Origin of the sequence: Pseudomonas sp. RGB (assembly GCF_007713445.1) — a bacterium.
In the GTDB taxonomy this organism is placed as follows: domain Bacteria; phylum Pseudomonadota; class Gammaproteobacteria; order Pseudomonadales; family Pseudomonadaceae; genus Aquipseudomonas.
This window is the reverse complement of the sequence record NZ_VMSH01000004.1, coordinates 100,579-123,613: the sequence shown is the minus strand read 5'-3', so window position 1 is coordinate 123,613 and position 23,035 is coordinate 100,579. Positions and strand designations below refer to the sequence as shown.

The 23,035-nt window shown below is 61.4% G+C and carries 17 protein-coding genes; 3 read left to right on the top strand and 14 right to left on the bottom strand.

Annotated features, from left to right (window positions below; all coding sequences use genetic code 11):
* Positions 1–115: 115 nt before the first annotated feature.
* The 8 genes from FPT15_RS10285 to FPT15_RS10250 form a co-directional block, all read right to left on the bottom strand.
* Positions 116–3,073, bottom strand: a complete 2,958-nt coding sequence (locus tag FPT15_RS10285; protein ID WP_145160564.1) for an autotransporter serine protease — start codon at positions 3,071–3,073, stop codon at positions 116–118.
* A gap of 30 nt (positions 3,074–3,103) precedes the next feature.
* Complete coding sequence (locus FPT15_RS10280) at positions 3,104–4,438, bottom strand: TolC family outer membrane protein (protein WP_145160562.1); 1,335 nt, start codon at positions 4,436–4,438, stop codon at positions 3,104–3,106.
* Between the two features lie 2 nt (positions 4,439–4,440).
* A complete protein-coding gene (locus tag FPT15_RS10275; RefSeq protein ID WP_145160560.1) occupies positions 4,441–5,742 on the bottom strand; it encodes an HlyD family type I secretion periplasmic adaptor subunit in 1,302 nt (433 codons plus the stop codon).
* Positions 5,739–7,493 carry a type I secretion system permease/ATPase gene (locus FPT15_RS10270; protein WP_145160558.1) on the bottom strand — a complete coding sequence of 585 codons (1,755 nt, stop codon included), beginning with the start codon at positions 7,491–7,493 and terminating at the stop codon, positions 5,739–5,741. Before FPT15_RS10270 ends, FPT15_RS10275 begins: the two co-directional genes overlap by 4 nt.
* Before the next feature lie 102 nt (positions 7,494–7,595).
* Entirely contained in the window at positions 7,596–7,964 is a 369-nt protein-coding gene (locus FPT15_RS10265; protein WP_106578105.1) for a protease inhibitor Inh/omp19 family protein, read from the bottom strand.
* Positions 7,965–8,012: 48 nt separating this feature from the next.
* Complete coding sequence (locus tag FPT15_RS10260) at positions 8,013–9,446, bottom strand: serralysin family metalloprotease (protein ID WP_106578104.1); 1,434 nt, start codon at positions 9,444–9,446, stop codon at positions 8,013–8,015.
* Between the two features lie 367 nt (positions 9,447–9,813).
* The gene (locus FPT15_RS10255; RefSeq protein WP_145160556.1) at positions 9,814–10,917 is read right to left on the bottom strand and encodes a P1 family peptidase; all 1,104 of its coding nucleotides are present in this window, start codon (positions 10,915–10,917) and stop codon (positions 9,814–9,816) included.
* Between the two features lie 9 nt (positions 10,918–10,926).
* Positions 10,927–12,291 (bottom strand): APC family permease, encoded by a 1,365-nt coding sequence (locus tag FPT15_RS10250; RefSeq protein ID WP_145160554.1) that lies wholly within the window; start codon positions 12,289–12,291, stop codon positions 10,927–10,929.
* A 199-nt stretch (positions 12,292–12,490) separates the two neighbouring features.
* Here FPT15_RS10250 and FPT15_RS10245 point away from each other — a divergent pair, with 199 nt between their 5' ends.
* Positions 12,491–13,276: a helix-turn-helix transcriptional regulator gene (locus FPT15_RS10245; RefSeq protein WP_145160552.1), complete on the top strand. Its 786-nt coding sequence runs from the start codon at positions 12,491–12,493 to the stop codon at positions 13,274–13,276.
* Between the two features lie 282 nt (positions 13,277–13,558).
* On the opposite strand, the gene FPT15_RS10240 is transcribed toward FPT15_RS10245, so the two are convergent.
* Genes FPT15_RS10240 through FPT15_RS10225 form a run of 4 tightly spaced genes read right to left on the bottom strand, consistent with a single transcriptional unit; the run spans position 13,559 to position 17,332 of the window.
* Positions 13,559–14,638, bottom strand: coding sequence for a polyamine ABC transporter substrate-binding protein (locus FPT15_RS10240; protein WP_145160550.1), 1,080 nt, complete (start codon positions 14,636–14,638; stop codon positions 13,559–13,561).
* Positions 14,639–14,698: 60 nt separating this feature from the next.
* On the bottom strand, positions 14,699–15,040 hold the full coding sequence (locus FPT15_RS10235) for a cupin domain-containing protein (RefSeq protein WP_145160548.1): 342 nt from the start codon (positions 15,038–15,040) through the stop codon (positions 14,699–14,701).
* A gap of 26 nt (positions 15,041–15,066) precedes the next feature.
* Entirely contained in the window at positions 15,067–16,473 is a 1,407-nt protein-coding gene (locus FPT15_RS10230) for an FAD-binding oxidoreductase (protein ID WP_145160546.1), read from the bottom strand.
* 49 nt (positions 16,474–16,522) lie between these two features.
* A complete protein-coding gene (locus tag FPT15_RS10225; RefSeq protein WP_145160544.1) occupies positions 16,523–17,332 on the bottom strand; it encodes an AraC family transcriptional regulator in 810 nt (269 codons plus the stop codon).
* 256 nt (positions 17,333–17,588) lie between these two features.
* Here FPT15_RS10225 and FPT15_RS10220 point away from each other — a divergent pair, with 256 nt between their 5' ends.
* Positions 17,589–17,861 carry a DUF1652 domain-containing protein gene (locus FPT15_RS10220; RefSeq protein WP_145160542.1) on the top strand — a complete coding sequence of 91 codons (273 nt, stop codon included), beginning with the start codon at positions 17,589–17,591 and terminating at the stop codon, positions 17,859–17,861.
* A gap of 67 nt (positions 17,862–17,928) precedes the next feature.
* Here the strand turns inward: FPT15_RS10220 and FPT15_RS10215 are convergent, their stop codons facing one another.
* Positions 17,929–20,379: a UvrD-helicase domain-containing protein gene (locus tag FPT15_RS10215; RefSeq protein WP_145160540.1), complete on the bottom strand. Its 2,451-nt coding sequence runs from the start codon at positions 20,377–20,379 to the stop codon at positions 17,929–17,931.
* Positions 20,380–20,598: 219 nt separating this feature from the next.
* On the opposite strand from FPT15_RS10215, the gene FPT15_RS10210 reads away from it, so the two are divergent.
* Positions 20,599–21,294, top strand: coding sequence for a pirin family protein (locus FPT15_RS10210; RefSeq protein ID WP_145160538.1), 696 nt, complete (start codon positions 20,599–20,601; stop codon positions 21,292–21,294).
* 65 nt (positions 21,295–21,359) lie between these two features.
* Here the strand turns inward: FPT15_RS10210 and pgm are convergent, their stop codons facing one another.
* The gene (pgm, locus tag FPT15_RS10205; RefSeq protein WP_106578094.1) at positions 21,360–23,003 is read right to left on the bottom strand and encodes a phosphoglucomutase (alpha-D-glucose-1,6-bisphosphate-dependent); all 1,644 of its coding nucleotides are present in this window, start codon (positions 23,001–23,003) and stop codon (positions 21,360–21,362) included.
* Positions 23,004–23,035 lie beyond the last annotated feature (32 nt).

Sequence of the window (23,035 nt, the reverse complement as noted above, 5' to 3'; positions counted from 1 at the left end):
GTGACCTTCCTTAGTTTTCTTATTGCCGGTATGTGAATCACTTTTTCTTCAGCGCCGCCTATCTGATGTGGGCGCTGGCGTGCCAGCTCCCACCGTTTTTGACCTGCGGTGTTCTCTAGAACTGCCAGTTGAGGCTCAGCCCCACGCCCTGGGTTTTCTCGCGGCCACCCAACTGGCCGTTGTAATCCAGGTTGACCCGTGTGGTCGGGCTCAACGCCAGGCTGGCCTGCACGCCCACCAGCGCCGCGTCACGTAGCAACGGCGAACTGCGCACGGCAAATGACGGCCCGCCGGCAACAAACGCCAAATGTTCTTCGGATTCCACCGCCGTGAGGCTGTGCTGCCAGCCCAGCGAGCCGGACAGCTCCAGTTGCTGATGGTCATTCAATGGCAAGGTTTTCAACGCGCGAAGCCCGAGGGTGCTGAGCACTGCATCACGCCGGTCACTGCCACGCTCCAGGGCCGCGGCGTCACCTTTTTCGTGGAATGAGTCACTGTCCAGGTGCACGTACGCCAGGTTGGCGAACGGCTCCAGCGCCAGCGGTTGCAGGTGAATGCGGTACGCCGCCTCGGTGAACAACTGCGCCGTGCGCGCATCCAGCTTGGTCTTTTGCTTGCCGCTGACGTCGCCGTATTGCAGGTCGCGTTTCACATCACCGCGATGCCAGCTGTAGGCACCGCCGACGCTCACGCGCCAGTCACCCAGTTCACGCCCGGCATACGCACCGAAGTGGTAACTGTCGATGGACGCCGATGAGTGTGTGCCACTGCCCAGGTTCAAGGAGCTGTCGCTGTAGCCTGCCACCACACCTACGCGGGTCTGCTCGTCCAACGCACCGTCTACACCGGCCAGCAAGCCACCGATCGAGGTGGTCGAGCCTGCGGTTTCGCTGCGGCTGTCAGTCTTGCCCCAAGCCCCGAGCGCCTTGAGCCACAGGTTACTTTCGCCGCTCACCGGTACATGGCGCAGCCGCTCACCCACAGCATCACGCAGTTGCAGGCTGTCGTTGATCAGCATCGCGCCAATCGCCGGGTAAACCTCGCCGGACAGTTGCTGCAAGCCTTGCCGAGCGGTTGCAACCGAATCGGACTGCAGCAGGCTTTCATACACCGGGTTGCCCGCGCCCAGTTGCTCGGCAGCGGCGGCGACAGCGCGCTGGTTACGGTTGACGGCGACGCTGGCAAAGGTCGCTCCGTTGCGCCCCACGTCCAGTTGCACGCCGTTGGCCGCATAGTCGAGGGTGCCGCCAAGGAACAGGTAGTTGGGCAGCACTTGGCCAAACTGCCCCTGGATACCGCCCGCCGCCTGCAGGATGGTGTATTGGCGGCCGATCAGGCTTTGCACCTGGCTCTGGCTCAGCAGCGTCGGGCTGTTTTCCAGCGCCAGGGTGACGGTGCCGCCACCCAGTACGGCGTTGCCACCGGCGACAATGCGGTCGCTGCTGGTCGGGGTCAGTTCCACCGCATAGGTGGAGCCCGCCCCCAGGTTCACATCGCCCGCCACCTGCAAGGTGCCGACCGAATTGCCCGGTGCCACGGTACCGCCGCTGTTCACCGCCAAGGCGCCGATGCGCCCGGAGCCGCCGAGGGTGCCGCTGTCGTTCACGGTCACGGCCGAGGTCAGCGAGCCGTTGACCGCCAGCAGGCCGCCATTGACGCTGGTCGCGCCGCGGTAGGTGCTGTCGCCGCTGAGCAGCAAACTGCCGGCGCCGGATTTGATCAGGCTGCCTTCATACACGCGGTTCGCGGCGGCGTGATCACGGGCGGTGCCGACCGCGTAGTCGGTCTGGTCCTGCTGACTGGCAGTTGCGCTCACGCCGTTTTGCCAGCCCTTGTCGATCAGGGTTTGCTGCCAGGCTGTGTGCTCGGCGCGGTCTTCGGCCTGGCGCTGGAGCAACGCCTGGTCGGTGATGCCGTTGCTCCACACATCGCCCTGCCCGGCCGCCAGGTTGACGTTCATCGAACCGAGCAATTGCCCCGGCCCGTGCATCGCCCGGCCCAGGTCCGGCACGCCCCAGCCCACGGTGGTATTGGGTGCCTGGGTAATTGAGCCGTCGAGTTGCGTGGCAGTGGTCAACAGCACCTGCAACGCCTGCTCGTTGTTCAAGTACGGGTAGCGTTCCATCACCAGCGCCAAGGCGCCGGTGGCGTGCGGCGCCGACATCGACGTGCCGGACTTCACCCCATAACCGCCGCCGGGAACGGTGCTGTTGATCAGCGCGCCCGGGGTGGAAATGCACCAGTACTTGGCGATGCCGCACTTGTTGTATTTCTGGTTATTCGCCTTGTCCAGGCCCGACACCGCCAGCCAGTGGCCTTCCAGTTCCGGCTGGAAGTACGGCAGCGCCGAACGCACGCTGGCATTCGCGTAGCCACTGTTGCCGGCGCTGAACACATTGATCACGCCGGCCTTGGCCACATCCGCTGCCGCATCCAGCCAGGTGCCCTGGTTGTAATGCTGGGCGTAGGCGGCGTGCAGGCCGTCGAGGGTCTGGTAACTGACGTCCGGCGGCTGGCTGCCCCAGCTGTTATTGATGGCGCGCACGCCGGAATCCACCAACGCGGTGTACACCGCCTTGAAGTATTTGGGGTCCGGGGTGGGGCCAAACAGGAAGCTGTCGTTGGCGTTGGTGTTGCCCACATAGACTTGCGCGTTGTACGCCACGCCATGCATGCCCACGCCATCACGCGCCGCGCCCATAGTGCCGGTGACGTGGGTGCCGTGGGAGTCGTTGTTGGGGTTGAGCGCGCCGGTGGTACTGAACGCGCTGCCATTGACGTAAGTGCCGGTGGCCGTGACCGGGTGGAAGCGGTCTTTGGAGGCTTCCGGGTGATCGGTATCGAACCCGGAGTCCAGCGCGCCGATTTTTACTCCGCTGCCGCTGATCCCGGCGGCGTAGGCCTCATTCGCCTTCATGCGGTCCAGGCCCCAGTCACTCTGGAACTCGGCCGAACGCCAGCTGGCGGGGTTACCCAGTAAACCGGTCTCGGTGTATTGCGCCTGTGCCGCAACGGACAACAGCAGCAAGGAACCTGCGGTAAAGGGTTTGAAGCGTGATGAATCGGTGATCATCTAAACCATCCTTATTGTTTTTATAACTGCTCATTTCACCGGGCCGAATGCCTCATCGACTTTCGCCAGGTCGGTGTCGCGCAAGTTGCCCGCGTAGTAGTGCAATTTGGTCCAGGCCATCAAATAGTCGTACCGCGCCTGGGCCAGGTCGCGACGGGTGCTGTACAGCTGCTGTTCGGCATTCAATGCATCCAGGTTGACCCGCTCGCCGCCGAGGATGCTCTGCTTGGTCGATACCACCAGCGCCTCGGCCGAGGTCAGGGCCTTTTGATACGCGCGCAATTTGCTCACCCCGGACAGGCACGCGCTGAACTGGCGGCGCAGCTCGATCAGGGTTTCGCGCGTCTTGCCTTCCAGCTCGTACTCGGCCTGCTCCATGCCGCGACTGGCTTGGCGGGTGGCGGCCGAAATACCGCCACCGGCATACAGCGGCACGCTGACTTCAATGCCGATGGTGTTGGTGTCGTAGCGCTGGTTGTAGGTGTTGCCGCTGTCGGACTCCTGTTTGCGCGAGCTGGCATACGCGGTGATCTTGGGCAGGTGCCCGGCGCGGTTGCGCTCCACTTCATAGCGCGCCACTTCCACGGCCTGACGCTGGGAAGCGAGGGTCGGGTTATTGGTGATCGCCAGTTCATGCCAGGTGTCGTAGTTGGCCGGCGTCAGGGTGAAGGCGGCAAAACTTTGGTTCAGCGGCGCCAAATCCTGGATGTTGACGCTCTGCACACCGATCAACGCGCCCAACTCCCTCAGCGACGCGTCCTGCTCATCCAGCGCCTGGATCTCTTCGGCAGTGGCCAGTTCATAACGCGATTCGGCTTCGAGGATGTCGGTACGCGTGCCTTCGCCCTGCTGGAACAGGTGCTGGTTTTGCTGGAACTGCTGCTCGAAGGCCTTCTTTTTGGCGCGGGCGATGTCGATCTGGTCCTGGGCAAACAAGGCCTGGGTGTAATAGCTCAGCACCCGCACCAGCAGCGCCTGGCTCTTGTCGCGAAAGCTTTCATCGGCGAACAACGACTGGGCCACGCCCTTGCGGTAGTTGGCATAGGCTTCGTAGTCGAACAACGGCTGTTGCAGGCTGAAGGTCGAGCCATAACTGTTGTAGTTGCGGTCGTCGCGGTAGTTGCCGCCGCGCCCGTCCGGCAGGTGCGCCTCAGAGTTGTTGCGGCCCTTGTTGTAGTTGTACGACAGCTTGGGCAGCAGCCCGGCGCGGCCGATGGTGCGGTTTTCCAGGCCGGCGTCGCGCTCCTTGATCGCGCCGAGAAACACCGGATCGTTACGCAAGGCTTGCTCATACACATCAAACGGGCCCATGGCAGCCTGGGCAGAGCCACACATCAACAGCAGTGAAATGAACACAGGTTTCATGCTCATTCCTCGGTCAGCGCGGAGCCGGCGCGATCCAGCAGCGGCTTGAACAGGTAATTGAGCAACGAGCGCTCGCCGGTGCGCACGAACATCTCGGCAGGCATGCCCGGCTTGATCACCAGGCCATGGAGTTTTTCCAGTGCGGCCTCGCTCACCGTGGTGCGCAGCACGTAGTACGGCTGGCCGGTTTTTTCATCAAGCATCTGGTCGGCAGAAATCAGGCTGACTTCGCCCGGCACGCGCGGGGTGCGGCTCTGGTTGAAGGCCGTGAACAGGATATCCACCGGCAAGTGCGTGCCGACCTTGTCGACCAGGTTCACCGGCAAACGCCCTTCGACTTCCAGGCGTGTGCCCTGGGGCACGATTTCCAGCAGGGTTTCACCGGCACGCACCACGGCGCCTTCGGTGTGCACGCTGAGGTTGACCGCAATGCCATCGGCCGGTGCGTTGATTTCACTGTGCTGCAGGTCGAAGCCGGCCGAGGTGAGCTGCTGCTCCAGGGTCAGGCTGCGCAGTTGGGCGTCGGCCAGTTGGCTGCGCACTTCCTTTTGATATTCCTCGCTGTGCTGCTGCAACTTGAGCCGTGATTCAAGAATGCCCTGCTCCACGCGGCCGCTTTCGCCGGCGTTCTGCGCCAGGTCCTGTTGTACCTGGGACAGTTGGCGCTGGTAATCGAGCAAGCGATTGCGCGGGATATAGCCGTTGTCGGCCAAGGGTTGCAGGTTGGCCAGTTGGTCGCGCAGGGATTGGGCCTGGGCGGACAAGTCGCTGCGGGCACGGCGCATGCCATTGAGTTGCGAAGTGGCACCGTCGATATTCGCGCGAATCCCGGCTTGCTCACGGGAAAACGCCTCGCGGCGGCTGCTGAACAGTTGGCGTTGGCCTTCCAGCACCAGGGCCAGCGCCGGATCGGGGTTGGCGCTCAACTCGGCCGGAAAGGTGATGCTGGAGCGGTTATCGCGCTCGCTCTGCCAGCGCGCCACGCTGGCCCAGGCCATGCGGTACTGGGCTTGCAGGGATTGCACGTCGGCCTGGTTCTGGGTCTGGTCGAGGCGAAACAGCGGCTGGCCTTGTTTGACCGCCTCGCCCTCCTTCACCAGAATCCGGCTGACCACGCCGGGGCTGAAGGTTTGCACGGCTTTGCGCTTGCCCGACACCACCACCGTGCCTTGCACCGGGATGCCTTGGTCCAGAGGCGCCAGGCTGGCCCAGAGAAAGAAGCCGCCGGCGCCGACGATGGTCAGCAGCCAACCCATTTTTACGAAAAAACCGGCATCTCGTTGCTCAAATGTAAGGCTGCTCATGCGCCTGGATTCCTTCCGGCTTGGTACTGACGGCTGAGGCTCACGCCGGCCTTTTCTCGTGGTGCTTCCTGCTGCTGGCCCGACAAGGCGCGCAGCACTTCCTGGCTGGGGCCGAAGGCCTGCAAACGGCCTTCGTTGAGCACCAGCAACTTATCGGCCTGGGCCAGCGCCGAGGACCGGTGCGTCACCAGCACCACGCTGCTGCCCTGGGCTTTCATCTGCACGATGGCACTGGCCAGCGCGGCTTCGCCGACGGTGTCGAGATTGGAGTTGGGTTCATCCAGTACGATCAAGCGCGGCCCGCCGTAGAGCGCGCGGGCCAGGGCCACGCGTTGCTTCTGGCCACCGGACAGGCCGCCGCCGTTGTCGCCCAGCACCGTGTCGTAACCCTGTGGCAGGCGCAGGATCAGCTCATGCACACCGGCTTGTTGCGCGGCCTGCACCACCCGTTCCGGGTCGGCGTCGCGAAACCGTGCAATGTTGTCGGCGATGCTGCCGCTGAACAGTTCGATGTCCTGGGGCAAGTAACCGATATGGGGACCGAGGTCGTCGCGGTCCCAACGATGGATATCGGCGCCGTCCAGGCGCACTGTGCCGGCCAGGGTTGGCCACACACCCACCAGCACGCGGGCCAGGGTGGATTTGCCCGAACCCGACGCGCCAAGCACGCCAAGCACTTCGCCCGCACCGAGGTTGAAACTGACCTGATGCAGGGTCGGCACGCGCCGCCCGGGCGGGCCCGCGCTGACTTGTTCGAAACTGACCTGGCCGTTGGGCGCCGGCAGCGCCATGTGTTCGACTTCCGGCGGGAATTCGCGCAGCAATTCGTCAAGCCGCTGGTAAGCCAACTTGGCCGAACTCCACTGCTTCCACACCGCAATCAGTTGGTCGATGGGGCTGAGCACGCGGCCCATGAGGATGGAACCGGCGATCATCATCCCGGCCGTCATGTCGCCCTTGATCACCAGAAAGGCGCCCAAGCCCAGCACCAGTGATTGCAGGCACAGGCGAAAGGACTTGCTCAGCGAGGTGATCACCGAGCCGGTGTCGCTGGCCTTGTTCTGATAGCCAAGAAATTGCGAATGCACCGCGAACCAGCGCTTGCGCAACGCGCCGAGCATGCCCATGGCCTGGATCGTCTCGGCGTTGTGCAAATGGCTGGTGGCCAACTGGGTCGATTGCTGGGAAAACGCGCCCGCCTCGCCCAGCGGTTTTTTGGTCAGGTATTCATTCAGGCACGCCAGCGCGATCAGCAGTACCGCGCCCGCCGTTGCCAGCACGCCAAGCCACACGTTGAAGAGGAAAATCACGAACAGGTAGATGGGAAACCACGGCGCATCAAAGAACGCGAACAGCGCAGGCCCCGTGATGAATTGGCGGATCACGGTCAGGTCGCCAAGGGATTGCCCGGCGTGCCCCTGACCGCGCTGCAGGTTGCGTTCAAAGGCGGCTTTGTAGACGCGCAAGTTGAAGCGCCGCTCCAACTGGCTGCCGATCCGGATCACGATAAAACTGCGAACGACTTCCAGCGTGCCGATAAACGCAAAGAAGCCGACGACCATCAACGTCAACATCACCAGGGTGGTTTCATTCTGGGAGGACAACACACGGTCGTACACTTGCAGCATGTAAATCGACGGCACCAGCATCAACAGGTTAATCAATGCGGTAAAACAGCCGATGCTGATCAAAATACTCTTGTATTCACCCAACACCCTGAATAAGGGCGCAACCGCATGGGACTTCGCCATATCTTCTGATCTTCCCTGAAGCGAATTACGCGCACTAGTTGCCCAGGCCCCACACTAGGGCGGCCAACTATTAAAATCGGGTTATATGCTTATAACTGTTAATTAAGGTGTTCGTTGCAGGACAACTTCGGGGATTGAAGGCGTCTGCCCTTTATATTCGCCGTCTTTTTCACGGTTCAAATGGATAATGCCCGTGCCCTGGGCGTTCATCAGCCAGATGCCATCCGGGGTCGGCAACCAGGTCAGCGGCTTATCGCCCAGCCATTGCGCGGCGCACGCCACATCGCCGGCCAGCGCGTTAGGCTGGTCCAACAGGTCCAACGCGCACACTTGATCCTGCTGGTGCAACTGCCAGTGGCCGGCCAACTGGGCGGTGGTGGGTAAAACAAGACTGCTAGCCATTGCGTGGGCTCCTGCCGACACGAACAACACCTGTGAAGCACAGGCGATCAAATGAGAAAAACGCGGCATGTGCTGCTCCATCATAGAGCGCGGCGCCGGAGCGCCGCGCGCTTTACATCACGCTACGATGTCGCTGACCGCAGCCTGGCCAACGGTGGTGACGAGGAAATCCGCCACGCCGTGCCCGGAGAAGTCCACGGCCAAGGTGCCCAGGTTGGTACCCGAGGCATAGCTGAGTACAGCATCGCCGGCATGCCCGGTAAATGCGTTGACGAAGCTCAAGCCTGCACCTTTGGTGATACCGGACAGGTCGATCTTGTCCGAACCCGAGGTGAAGTCGAAGATCTTGTCAGCAGCACCCGGCTTGGAATCGGAACTGGCACCGTACACGAAGGTATCGTTGCCGGCGCCGCCCCACAGTTGGTCCGCACCGCCACCGCCGTAGATGATGTCGTTGCCGGCACCGCCCTTGATGAGGTTGGCTGCGTTGTTACCAATGATCAGGTCGTTGCCCGAACCGCCGAAGGCGTTCTCGACCGTGACGCCCTTGGCGATGGACACGTTGCCCACCAGGCCGCCAACGTCGGAGAACGAGGCCTCATTGAGGTTGATCTTCTGGTTCTGGGTAAAACCGGAGAAGTCCAGGGTGTCGTTGCCGCCACCGTCCCATACCGAGAACACCAGCTTGTCGGCATTGGAAGTCGCGCTGTAGAAATCACGCCCGGTGTTGGAGTTGAAACCGTAGGTGGTGTCGCCGGCGCGGGTGCTGTAGTTGGCACCGTAGAGCTTCTGGATCGCGGCAATGTCGTCGATCAGCGGGCCTGAAGCGTAAGCTTCGACGCCGCCTTTAGTGAAGTTCTGGTTGGTGTTGCTTTCGCTCCAGTAACTCATGACGCTGTAGCCACGCGTGTCCTGTCCATAGTCCGCGTCTTTGTACGAAGGGTTGCCGGTCCCGGCGTTGTAGTCGCCAGGGTGAGCCAGGCCCAGGGTATGGCCGATTTCGTGGGTCAGGGTCTGCCGGCCGTAGTTGTTCACGTCCGGGGTCTTGTTCGGCGTGTAGCTGCTGTTGGTCAGGTACCACGAGGTGCCGTCGTAGCCTGCGCCGGTGCCGGGCAGATAAGCGAAGGCAGCCGCGCCATCCTGGCCACCGCTGTAGTTGCCGAAGGTCATGTGCGTGTCACCGCCCGAGGCGCTTTCGGTAAAGCTCACGTTGGCGACATCCGACCAGGATTGCATGGCCAGTACGGCCTGTGCTTTCTGCTGGGCGTTGAACTGGCTGAACCCGGAGATCCCATGTTTGTTCAGGGTGGCCGAGGAAGCCGAGGTGAGGAAGGTGTAGGTCAGATCGATCTTGCCGTTGTGATTCACATCCTTGTACGAGGCGCCATCGCGCAGCAGGTGGTCCGCTGCCTGGTCCACGGAAAAGGACGGTTTGCCATTCACCGTGAGGTTGCCGCCACGGTCATACAGATGGCTGAAGCTATCGATTTGCGAGTAAGCAGTGCTGGCTTGCGCGGCAGAAACAATAGCTTTGTCTTTTACTTTTGACATAAACGTACTTCCTTGTTTGCAAGTGCATCAGTCTTTGGTCGATAGGAACCCCGCGGGCGAGATCGTCCTATCACTCGCCTCTTTTGAAGGCGTATCGAAACTGACACAACTTGAAATCTTTCGTCTACAAATATTTCCGCGATGAAAATGTGACGTGGATTCAAGTTAAGGAAGTCGCAGGCAGTGTTTATTGGGGACAACTGCGTTTGCGCAAAAGCGCCGGCCCGAGTGGTATTTAAATATTAAATAGCAGTAAAGCCGCTCAACTTGAGTGGCGCACTTGAATAATGGATCCAATATATTGTCACGGTGTCATTGGCGACATTAAAGAGCCACTACTTAGATAATTAATTAGAGTTGTCCCCTATTACGGGGACACGCTCCAACCGCACTTGTTTAGTGCGGTCAATAAGGTCTCGTCCGCCAGGCCGGGCACCCTGACGCCGTCCTCGGTGGTCATGTCCTCGCCGGCCAGCATGGCGTTGATGATCGCCTCCTCCACCGCTTCTGCCGCGGCCGTGAACAGCGGTGAGATGTGATCGTTGTTGACCATCTGCAACGCCGTGCTCAGTGGCGAGCCTTCGCGCCCGTAATCGGCTGGCGGCAGATCGCGGTTGCCGGTGGCGAATGCCAGGAACAGGTCGCCACTGGAATCCTCGGTGCCACCGCCGGTGCGCGCAATACCAATCGAGGCGCGTTGCGCCAGGCGCTGGCATTGGTGCGGCAGCAAGGGCGCGTCGGTGGCGATGATCACCACAATCGAGCCCATGCCCGGCGTGCCACGCGCGGCAAACGGCGAAGCAATGCCCATCAAGTGGCGGCCAACCGGGTAACCGTCCACCCGCAGCTCCTGGCGCTTGCCATGGTTGGCCTGCACCAGCGCGCCGACGGTCCAGCCGCCCCGCTCGGCCGGCAATCGCCGCGAGGCGGTGCCGATGCCGCCCTTGAACTCATGGCAGATCATCCCGGTGCCACCACCCACCGCACCTTCCTGCACCGCGCCGCCTTGGGCGCTATCCAGCGCCTCGCGCACATGCTCGGGCTCGACGTGCTGGCCCCAGATGTCATTGAGCAGCCCGTCGTAGGTTTCCATCACCACCGGCATACACCAATACACCGCCGGGTCCGCCAGGCGCTCACGCTCCAGGGCGATCAAGGTGTCACGCACCACGCCGATGCTGTGAGTGTTGGTGATGGCCACGGGCGTGGTCAGCAATCCCGCTTCGCTGATCCATTCAAGGCCGGTGGCATCGCCATTGCCGTTGAGTACGTGATACCCGGCGAAGCACGGCTGGTGCCGCGCCTCGCCTTCGCGCGGCTGGATCACGGTGACACCGGTACGCACTTGTTTGCCGTCGATACACGCCTTGAGCGTACTGTGGCCGACCCGAACGCCCGGCACATCGGTGATCGCATTCAATTCGCCGGGCGTGCCCAGCCCCAACGTGATGCCCAATTGACGTGCACGCATACCCACTCCTTACAATTTTTGATACGCCGGACTCAACCGGCCACTGATGCAATAAAAAATGACCGACAGTGCGAGCAAGCCGATGATGATCATGATGTCGCGCACCGACGCCGCGTAGATCAAGGTCACCAGCAGGTAACCTGCGCCCAGCACGGCCAACACCGCCGGCAGCGGCCATAACGGCATGCGATAAGGATGCTCGCGATCACGCAGCAGCACCCGGCTCATCAGCGCGCACAAGGCCACCGCCAGGTACACCAATATGATCAGTAACACGCTGAAGGATGTGAGGTCCGCCAAGTTGGAGCTGAAACTCAACAGCGCCGACGGGATGGCCAGGAACAAGGTTGCCAGCCACGGCGAATCCCAGCGCGGGTGAATGCGCGTGAACAGTGTGTTGATGCGCGGCGTCCACAGCGCATCGCGGCCGCTGCTGAACACCACGCGGCCAATCTGGATGACGATGGCGACAATCGCGTTGAACACTGAGAGGAAGATCCCCGCACTGACCAGCCGCGACAGCGTTTCATTGCCGTGGCTGGTCAGCAGGTAGCCGATCGGGTCCGGGCTGCTGATCATCGCACTCAACGACGGCGCGCCGATCAACAGCGCGGTGATGGGCACCAGTTCGATCACCACCACCAGCCCCAGTGACCACAGCACCGCCTTGTGCACGCCTTTGCCGCCACACTTCATGTCTTCAGCCAACAACACGGCGGGGCCGTAACCGTTGTACGAAAACAAGCCGATACCGACCGCGCCGATCACCAAGCCCCACGGCGCCAGGTGCAGCACGCCGTTTTCGACGATTTGCGGCTGGAACAACACGCTGGCCGGCTGCACCGGGTTGCCGAAGCCGATGCACACAATCACCAGCAACGCGGCGATTTCCAGCAGCAGGCAGGTGCCGGTGATCCAGGCGTTGAGCTTGATATTGAGGATGCCCAGCGCGTAGCTGCACACCACGATGACCAGGGCGACGGTTTGCGAATCGAACTGCGTGCCCAGAGCATTGTTCAGGTAGGTCGCCGCGCCAGTGGCCAACACCGGTGGGATAAACAGCAGCATCACCAGCACGGTCAGGAAGGTCGCGTAGCCGGCCATGCCGCCAAACACCCGCTTGGCGTAGACGTATTCGCCACCGGCACTGTTGTGCGCGCGGCCCAGCTCCGCGTAGCAGAAGGCGAACATCAAGGCGAGCAAGCCGGCCATCACAAACGCCAGGAACACACCACTGCCCGCTTGCTGGATAGCAAACGGGGCAATCACAAACACGGAACTGGCCGGCGTCACCGCAGAAACGGTGATGGTGACCACATCGAACACGCTCAGCGTGGGTTTGAGCACGCCGTCTGGCGCGGGGGAAGCACTCATATCGTTATCCTCTGTCGTTGTTTTTGATGTGAGGCAGAAACGAAAGGTCTGGCGTTTGCGGGATATGTTTCCCACTGGATGGTCGAGAAAGTAAACGCTGCGTGTAGGCAGGCCAATTCCCCTATTGGCGTACTCCCCTTGACGGTACGCGCTAAAAGCCGAACCCTTGGCCGATATTTTGAGGGTGGGAGCCTGTGAGATGAGCCTGTTCAGAGAGGTCGGCATGCACGCAGGCCTGGGCCGCACCGTCGCGCATATCGGCACCGAGCGGTTCTGGAAGCAACTGGTGCTGTTGCTACACCAATGCCTGCCGTTCGATAACGCGCTGGCGATTTTCTATCCTGCCGACGGCCCGCCCCAGGCCCTGGAAGAATACGACGCCCAGCCCAGCAGTAAACCGGCGTCGATGCTGGTGTACCTCAATGGCCTGTACTTGCTCGACCCGTTTTACCAGGCCTGCCGCGAGGGTTATGCCAGTGGTGTGTATCGCCTGGAGGAAGTCGCGCCGGATCATTTCCGCCAGAGTGAATACTTCCTCAACTACTTCCACGACAACGTGCTGGAAGACGAGGTGCAGTTCATCCTGCAAGTCCCGGGTACGGGGACCTTGTCGTTATCGCTGGGCATGCAGCGGCGGTTCAGCGTTGAGGAAACCGGGTTGATGACGATGCTGGCAGCCTGGGTGTTGCCGTTGATGCACCAGCATTGGCAGCAAAGTACCCAACGCGCGCCGGCGATGGACAGCCAGATCCGGGATGCGCTGAGCCATTTCGGCAGTGGCGTGCTCTCGGAGCGGGAGCTGGAAGTGGCGCGCCTGGTGCTGCGCGGGTTCTCGTCCAAGGCCATGGCCGAACGCCTGAAGATCTCGCCGGACACCGTGAAGGTGCACCGGCGACACCTGTACGCGAAGCTGGATATCTCGTCACAGCCGGAGCTGTTTTCGCTATTTATCCAGTCGCTGGGGCACGATTTGGAACACCCCTGACTGCATGCGCGGTTGTGATGAGCCGGGTTGTTGTGGCTGGCAGGGTTACTGTGGTGAGCAGGCTTGCTGTGGCGAGCGGGCTTGCCCCGCGTTGGGGCGCGAAGCGGCCCCAGTTGGGATGAATGCGGTGTATCAGGCAGTCCTCAGCGGCAGGTTTTGGGGCCGCTTCGCAGCCCAACGCGGGGCAAGCCCGCTCGCCACAGTAAGCCCGCTCGCCACAACGGGCCCGCTCGACACAGGGAGCCCGCTTCTCACAACAACCCCTCGCCACAGCAGCTAAGCCTATCGCCCGGTACGAATGGTGTTCCACACCCGCGTACGAACCCGGTCGATGTTCAGCGGCATTGCTTCGAGTGCAAACAGCTTGCCCATCATTTCCGGGCTCGGGTACACCTTGGTGTCGGCTTTGATCGCCGGGTCCACCAGGCTGTCGGCGGCGGCGTTGCCGTTGGCGTAGTGCACGTAGTTGGTGATGCTGGCCATCACTTCCGGGCGCAGCAGGTAGTTCATGAACGCATAGCCGGCCTTTTCGTCAGGCGCGTCGGCCGGCATGGCGACCATGTCGAACCAGATGGCGGCGCCTTCTTTGGGAATGTTGTAGCCGATGTTCACGCCGTTCTTGGCTTCCTTGGCGCGGCTTTCGGCTTGCAGGATGTCGCCGGAGAAGCCGACGGCCACGCAGATGTCGCCATTGGCCAGGTCAGCGGTGTACTTCGAAGAGTGGAAATACGCCACGTACGGCCGCACTTTCATCAGCAGGTCTTCAGCTTTCTTGTAGCCCTCGGGCTTTTTGCTGTGGTGTGGCAGGCCCAGGTAGTTAAGCGCCGCCGGCAGCAGTTCCGGGCCGTTGTCGAGGATCGCCACGCCGCATTTTTGCAGCTTGGCCATATTCTCCGGCTTGAAAATCAGGTCCCAGGAATCCACCGGGGCGTTGTCGCCCAGCACGGCCTTGACCTTGTCGATGTTGTAGCCGATGCCCGTGCTGCCCCACAGGTACGGGAAGCCGTGCTGGTTGCCCGGGTCGTTGTTTTCCAGGGCCTTGAGCAGCACCGGGTTGAGGTTTTTCCAGTTCGGCAACTGGCTCTTGTCGAGCTTTTTGAGGGCGCCGCCCTGGATTTGCCGGGCCATGAAGTGGTTGGACGGAAACACCACGTCATACCCGGATTTGCCGGTCATCAACTTGCCGTCGAGGGTTTCGTTGCTGTCGTACACGTCGTAAGTGAAACCGATGCCGGTCTCTTGCTGGAAGTGCTTGGTGGTATCCGGCGCGATGTAGTCCGACCAGTTGTAGATCTTCACCGTCTCGGCGGCCTGGCTGATAGTGGCCACCAACATCAAGGGCAACAGGGCAATGGCTTTCATGGTTCGATTTCCTGGCGGTTTTAGGGCTGTTTTTATGGCAGGCGATCAAGGATCAAAGCGTTACAGAATCAATACATAGGTCTTGCGCACGGTTTCCTGGATATCCCAGACTCCGGTGCTGTTGGCCGGCAACATCAGTGCATCACCGGCTTGTATGTGGACGACTTCACCGTTATCGGGCGTGAAGGTGCAGCGGCCCTGGATAAATTGGCAAAACTCCTGGGATTTGATCTGCCGACGCCAGCGCCCTGGCGTGCACGCCCAGATGCCGGTTTCGACGCCGTCGTCGCGTTCCACACTCAAGGTGGAGGCCACGGCGATGGGCTCGCCCAAGGGCACGGCCACCGGTGAGGAGTCCGGCAAGTGGGCATTCAGCGTGTCTTTGAAGTGAGTGATGCTCATGGGTTTTCCCGTGTGAGTGAAACGTCTTAGTGCATGAAGCCTTCCATGAACCCGGCCACGCCGGTCGCCAACTTGCGGCGCCAAGGCGCGGTATTGGGGTTGGCCAATACCTGGTCTTCATGGACGAAACTGCGAATGATCGCGTTGTAGCCCAGCCAGCGGCACGGCTCGGGCTCCCAGGCCTTGAGCGCGTCCAGGCCACGTTCGCGAATCACCCAAGGCTGGGTGGTCAGCGGCGTATCGAGGCCCAGGATCAAGTCAGCCAGGGTGCGGCCACCCAGGTTGCTGGCGCCTACGCCCTCCCCGCCGTAACCACCGGACAGCGCGATGCCGGTCTTGTGGTCACACAGCATGTGCGGTCGGAAGTTACGTGACATGCCGAGGTTGCCGCCCCACGAGTGGGTAATCCGAACCTTCTTCAGCTGCGGGAAAAGTTCGCCAAACAGGTAGCGACGCAGTTCCACTTCGCTGTCGGTCAGGTCGAAGTTGTGGCGCAATTTACCGGCGAACTGGTAACCGCCCCGCGCGCCGAACACCAGGCGGTTGTCGGCCGAACGCTGGCCGTACGTGACCTGGCGGCTGCTTTCGCCGAATGCCTGGCCGTGGCTCAAGCCGATTTCATCCCAGGTGCTGGCGGGCAGCGGCTCGGTGGCGACAATCAGGCTCTGTACCGGCAACTGATAGCGACCCAGCGGCGGCAGCGTGGTGGCATAGCCCTCCACCGCCGGCACCACCCAAGCGGCCCGCACTCCCGCCTTGGCGGTGCGCAGGCTGCCGGACTGCCAATGGGTGACCGGGCTGTTTTCGTAGAGGGTGACGCCCATGCTCTCCACGACGCGCGCCAGGCCACGCACCAGTTTGGCCGGGTTGATCGTCGCCACATGCGGCGCGTAGATGCCGCCATAGGGTTTGGCGATACGGATCTGTTCGGCCAGCTGTTGCGGGCTCAGCCAGCGGTAATCGTCTGCTGTCAGCCCTTGGGCGTAGAGTTTTTCGAGGTAGCGGCGCAGGCTGCCTTCCTGCTCGGGGTAGCGCGCGGCGCAGTACAGCGCGCCGCCCTTGCGGTAGTCGCAGTCAATGCCCTCACGGGCCAGCACCCGCGCCACTTCATCGGGAATGCCGTGCAGCAGGTCAAAGGAGGCGCGGCGTTGTTGCGGGTCAAGCCCGGCGAGCAGGCGATCTTCGCCGAGCAAATTGCCCATCAGCCAGCCGCCGTTGCGGCCAGAGGCGCCAAAACCTGCGGTTTGCGCTTCGATAATTGCAATTTTCAGCTCGGGTGCCTGGCGTTTCAGGTAATAGGCCGTCCACAGGCCTGTGTAGCCGGCACCGATGATGGCCACGTTGACGTCCAGGTCATGCTCCAAGGCCGGCCGCGCCCGCAGCGGGTCGTCCAGCTGGTCCATCCATAAACTGATATTGCGCCATGCCGGCATGCCAAGCTCCCCTACCTCGTTTCGATAGGCTGGATCCTAGAGCGCGGTGTTATGGGCTGTCTTGCGCGCGTGCACGCAGAGAAATTTGTTTGACGTAGGCCTTGGGCGACTGGCCGGTGTGCTGGCGAAAGGCACTGTAGAACGCCGACAGTGAATTGAAACCGGCGGCGAACGCCAGGTCATCGACTTTTATCGGCGGCACGGCGTTATACAGCGCGGCCAGCAAGTGTTGAAGCCGGGCCTGGTTGACGTAGCGGTAGAAGCTCTGCCCCAGCACCTGGTTCAACAGGTAGGAAATCTGATTGCGACTGTAGCCGCATTCCTTGGCAACCCGTTGCAGGTCCAGTTCCGGGTCCAGGTAGGGCTGCTTGAGTTCGAAATAGTGTTGCAGGTCATTGGCCATGTGCCCCAATTGCTGGGGCGACAAACCCAGGCGGCTGACCGTGGGGCGCATGGCCCGGGTTGGCTGTTCGTGCACCAGTGACGCGTATTCGTTGACCCGCCAGATCAGCCCGTCACGCACAGTGATGGCCTCGCTGGTGCGAAACGACACCAGGCCCTGGCCGCCCCGCAACGTGATGCGGTACTGGATGAACGCGGTGTCGCCGTCGGCACGAATGCGGTCGGTGTGCTCAATGGCTTCATCGGCGCCACGCGGCATGCTGGCTTGCAGGTAGTCACGCAGTTCGGCGTAGCCGATGACGCGGTTCTGGAAGAAGTCGTGGTACTGGATGTCCGGATGGTAATAGGACATCACGCCATCCAGATCGCGATGGCGCCAGCACAGGTGGTGACGCAGCACCAGATCGCCCGTGGCTTGGGTGTGTTGGCAATCGTCGTCCGGAGCGTTCTGCGGCATGGGCGGCTCGGTTGCGGGTAAACCCTGGAGAGTGCCGAATTTCAGGGCAGCCTTCAATGGTCAATTGGCGCTTCTGAATAATGGCCTTTTGCCTAGTTTGTAGTAGGAGATGACCCACATCAAGGTATTGAAAAAGAACTGCCCAACGGGCCCAAAAAAGTCACCTTGCGCTTGCGAACGGGTGCTATTTTGAACTTCTTCGATGCCCTGACCAGTGACGGTCATGGCCCCTGCCGCGAGCTAAAGGAAGCGCTCAATGAAGAAGGTGGGCAACATGAATAAAGTGACATTTCCCAACGCTTGCCAGCTGATGCGCTGGCATTTTCATCCGATGGGGTTTGAGGGCAGCATGGACGCCCCCGGCAGCATGGTCGCCCGCCTGTTTGATCGCAGCAGCGGCGAAACGTTGATCGCGATTGCCGGCATTCCCTGTGCCACCGTGATGAATGCCGCCGATGTAGAGCGCATCATCGAAGCCGTCGAAGCTGAGCTGGAGTGTTTTGTGCCGCCGCTGTCCCTGCGGGCCTGACCTCAGGTTATCAGGCGACGTGTAGCTCATGTGGGAACGGCTGGCGCCTTCCCACATCACGTTGCACTCACTGGCCGCGCTGGTCGTCAAAAAACGCTTTCTTGCCATCTACCCGTTCCGAAGCCCTGGGCACATTCACGCCCTGGCCCTCCGGTTTTTCCACGTACCAATAGCAATGGCTTACCGCTCGGGTGATACCGACATAGGCCAGACGCAGCACTTCGTCTTTTTGGGCAGCGTCATACGGCTCGCTGTCACCGTCCTTGCCCAGGCCAGCCATGCGGTAGACCTGATTCTTGTAGGGCGAGCTGGTCACATGCTGACAATCACCCAGCAGAAATACCGCATCGGCCTGTAGCCCTTTGGCGCTGTGATAAGTCAGCTGTCTCAGCCTGCGGTCCGGTAACGGCAAGCTAGAATCAGCATTAACTACAGACTGAATATGTTCCTGAATCAATAACTTATCGCTACTTTTTCGATAAAGCATTAACACCGATTCGCCTCTTTGGTAGTGCGTCAGCAACTGCCGAGCCAACGCAGCGTCGTCGCGCTCAAGCACCGTCACGGGCACCAATGCCTTGGGTTCGCCACTGGCCTTGGCTTTTTTGCCGGGGATTGCCGGGGCGGCGCGCACAATATGCTCGGCGGCGTCGATGATGTGCTGGTGGCTGCGGTAGTTCTCACTCAGCATCACGCGGGTAGTGCTCGGCGACGGGAATTCGGTGTTGAACGCCATGAAGTATTGGGGCGAACTGCCGCGCCAGCCATAAATCGACTGCCAGTCATCGCCCACACACAGCAAGGATGAACGCTGTGCGCCGCGGCCCACGTGCATCGCCGGGCCGCGAGCGCGGATCTCCCGCAGGCTGGCGCGAATCCACGACACGATCTGCGGTGACACGTCCTGAAACTCGTCGATCATCAAGTGCGACATCGGCCGTAGCAACGGATCGCTGAGCAGCTTGAGATTTTCCGGGGTATTTTCGCCGAACAGCGAAAACATCCGGTTGTAGGTCATGATCGGCGGCGATTGATCGAGCAGGTGATCTTCCAGGGCTTTCCAGAAGATGCTCAGGGCTTCAAAAAACAACCGGTCGGGATCGTCCTTGGCAAAGCTCATCTGGCCCACGGCAGTCGGCACGTCCAGGCCGAGGTTCTCGATGAACCCGGCAGCCATCACAAAGCTGTCCAGCAGTGGCGCCGAGGCGAGTTCACCTTTGACCTTGTAATCGAAGCCCGGCCCTGCGGTAGCATCGCCGGCCAAGCTGCTTAATAGACGCTTGTAAGATTCATAACTATCCAGCCAAATCATAGGTTTACGACAGAAAGCTTGAAACAGTGTGCGCTTTACTGCCCACTCGGCGCGCACCGAAAGCTTCGAATTCGGCCGACTGATCTGAGCGTTTTCGCGTGAATCGAAGCCCAGCATCACCCAGGCGTCCAGCTGCGGAATATAGCCATGACAGTGAAACTGCGCGCCATTGATCTCAAAGGTCTGACGGCTCGGCTCAATGCCCTTGATCGGCCAGGCGCCCGCACGAAACCACAGGTCTTCGATGACATCGCAAAGTTCTTCATCACGCTTGGCGGCCAGCTCGGTCACGGCGATACGCTTTTGCACATCCGGATGATCACGCTCCAGCTCCTTGAGCTGCAGGCCATGACGGGCCAAGGGTGCAATCAGCTCACGGAAACGCTCGTGCCGGCCGTGCAGCCGGTGGTAGCAGGCATTCATCTGTTGGCGTTGGGCGTCGCCGATGCGCAGGTCGAATGGGTTGCTGTCCGCGTCCTCGACGCCGCTGCTGAGGTTTTCGAACGCCTGCAGCCGTTCAAAGCCGGGCAAGCTGCGCACCATCGGCAAGATGCGCGAGTGGAAGGTACGCACCACGGCCTGGGCTTCTTTACTGCCAAGGGGTTGGCCCCACAGGCTGAGAATTTCCATGAGCTTGTTGATGAAGTCCTTGCGCGACTCGCGGGTGAACGTCACCACGGTCATCGAGCTCAGTTCAAAGCCCAGGTAATGGGTGAGCAACAGGATCCGCAGCACCAGAGAGGTGGACTTACCAGCACCGGCACCGGCGATCACCGACGTCGAAGGCGTGTCGCTGAAGATCATTTTCCATTGCGCGCTGCTCGGCTGTGCATGGGCCGGCAGTAAACGCGCCACATCCGCCTTCATGCGCTTCTTCACGTCGGCGCTGAGCGGCAGCCGCCAGTCGTCGAACAGGCTGTCATCCACACCTGGCGCCTTGTGCTCATCGGGCCGGAAGTCACGGATCAGCAATACCTGACGGCCCTCTTCTATTCCGTCAGCCTTGCCTTCGCGATAGCCATATTCCACACCGGCTTCGTGCCCGCTGCGAAATCCGTCAGCCTGGCCGTGCAGCCAGGAAAACCGATGCTGCGCACGTAAACGCGTCAGGCCGTGGCCAAACAAGCGGGCGGCCAGCCGTTTCAGCAGCGGCATTTCTGCCAGAGGTCGAAGCTCAGGGGGCAAATCAGGCGTTTGTTGCGGCACGCGGACTCCAGCGATGAGGTTGGTTTTGGCGAAGGCGCCATGGTCGCCGGAATCGGCGCTCAGTTCCAGCCAATTGCTTTGACGTCATGCAGTTAGGCGATGAAGTGAAAGTTGAAACGCCTGTAACCAATCGAATAATTGGATGAGAATACGGCAATTTTTACGCTTTTTATCGATCATGCACTGGCGGATCATGGCCTCCATCAACAGGAGACCCTCATGCTCGAACTTCGACCTTTCAACACGCTGGGCGGCGCCCATCATGGCTGGCTTGACGCCCATCACCATTTTTCATTCGCCCAATACCACGACCCCAAGCGCATGCACTGGGGCAACCTGCGGGTATGGAACGACGACATTATCGCGCCGGGCACGGGTTTCCCGCAGCACCCGCACCGCGACATGGAAATCATCACCTACGTGCGCGAAGGCGCCATCAGCCACGCCGACAACCTGGGCAACAAGGGCCGTACCGAGGCCGGCGATGTGCAGGTGATGAGTGCCGGCACCGGGATCGCCCACAGCGAATACAACCTGGAGGCCACGCCGACCAAAATTTTCCAGATCTGGATTATCCCAAACGAGGCCGGCCTGCCGCCTTCGTGGGGCGCCAAACCCTTTCCCCAGGGAGATCGCGAGGGCTTTGTGACCCTGGCCAGCGGCAAGGCCGGTGACAGCGAAAGCCTGCGCATCCGCGCTGATGCGCGTCTGGTGGCGGCCAACCTGAAAGCGGGCGAAAGTGCCGAGTATCGACTGGACAGCGGGCGCCGCGCGTACCTGGTGCCGGCGACGGGCGTGATTGAAGTCAATGGCTTGCGTGCGCAAGCTCGAGACGGCGTGGCGGTTGAGGATGAGCAACTGTTACGGGTGATGGCGATTGAGGACAGCGAGATCGTGCTGGTCGATCTGGCTTGAAGTGACGTTCGTTAACCTGAAAATGTGGGAGGGAACAACCCCCTCCCACATCGGGTATGGCGTGATTACTGGCTGATCGCGCCGTCGACCAGCACCTGCGCTTCTTCCACCAGTTGCTTGAGGTGATCCTCGCCGACAAAGCTCTCGGCGTAGATCTTGTAGATGTCCTCGGTGCCCGATGGGCGCGCGGCAAACCAGCCGTTTTCGGTCATCACCTTCAAACCGCCAATCGCCTGGTTATTGCCCGGTGCATGGCTGAGGATCTGCTGGATGCTTTCCCCGGCCAACTGCGTGGACGTGACCTGTTCCGGCGACAGTTTGCCCAGCAAGGCTTTCTGCGCCGGGGTGGCCTTGGCGTCGACGCGGATCGCGAAAGGCTCGCCCAGTGCGTCGGTCAGGCCACGGTAGATCTGGCTTGGGTCCTGGCCTTTGCGCGAGGTCATTTCCGCCGCCAGCAGGGCCGGAATCAAGCCATCCTTGTCGGTGCTCCACACCGTGCCGTCCTTGCGCAGGAACGAGGCACCGGCGCTCTCTTCGCCGCCAAAACCCAGGGAGCCTTCAAACAGGCCATCGGCAAACCATTTGAAGCCTACGGGCACTTCGTACAGACGACGGCCAATACGCGCTGCCACGCGGTCGATCAAGCCACTGCTGACCACGGTCTTGCCCACGGCGGCATCGGCGCGCCAGTCCGGGCGGTTCTGGAACAGGTAATCGATGGACACCGCGAGGTAGTTGTTCGGCGCCAGCAGGCCGCCGGACGGCGTGACGATGCCGTGGCGATCGTGGTCCGGGTCGCACGCGAAGGCCACGTCGAACCGCTCCTTGAGGCCGATCAAGCCTTGCATCGCATAGCTGGAGGACGGGTCCATACGGATCTGGCCGTCCCAGTCGACGCTCATGAAGCGGAAGGTGGAATCGACTTCAGTGTTCACCACGTCCAGGTTCAAGCGGTAATGCTCGGCAATCGCCGACCAGTAGCGCACCCCTGCGCCGCCCAGCGGATCGACGCCCAGGCGCAAATCGGCGCTGCGGATGGCGTCCATGTCGATCACGTTGACCAGATCGGCCACGTAGCTGTTGAGGTAATCGTGGCGGTGCGTGGTATCGGCCTTGAGCGCCTGGGCGTGGGTGATACGCTTGACCCCGGCGAGTTTGTTGGCCAGCAGTTCGTTGGCCTTGGCTTCGATCCACTTGGTGACGTGAGTATCGGCTGGGCCGCCATTGGGCGGGTTGTACTTGTAGCCGCCGCTTTGCGGCGGGTTGTGCGACGGCGTGATCACGATGCCGTCGGCCAGGCCCGTGGTGCGGCCGCGGTTGTAGCAGATGATGGCGTGGGAAATTGCCGGGGTCGGCGTGTATTCATCGCCCTCGGCCAGCATCACGTGCACGCCATTGGCCGCCAGGACTTCCAGCGCACTGGCACCGGCCGGTGTCGACAGCGCATGAGTATCCAGGCCGACGAACAAAGGACCATTGATACCCTGGGCTTCGCGATACAGGCAGATGGCCTGGCTGATGGCGAGCACGTGCCACTCGTTGAAGCTCAGCTCAAACGAGCTGCCGCGGTGGCCGGAGGTGCCAAAAGCCACGCGCTGGGTGGAGATCGCTGCATCAGGCTGGCCTGTGTAGTAGGCCGTGACCAGTCGCGGGATATCCACCAGCAACTGAGCTGGCGCCGGCTTGCCCGCAAAAGGACTGATAGTCATGCATGAACCTCGAAAAGAAGGATTTGGAAAAA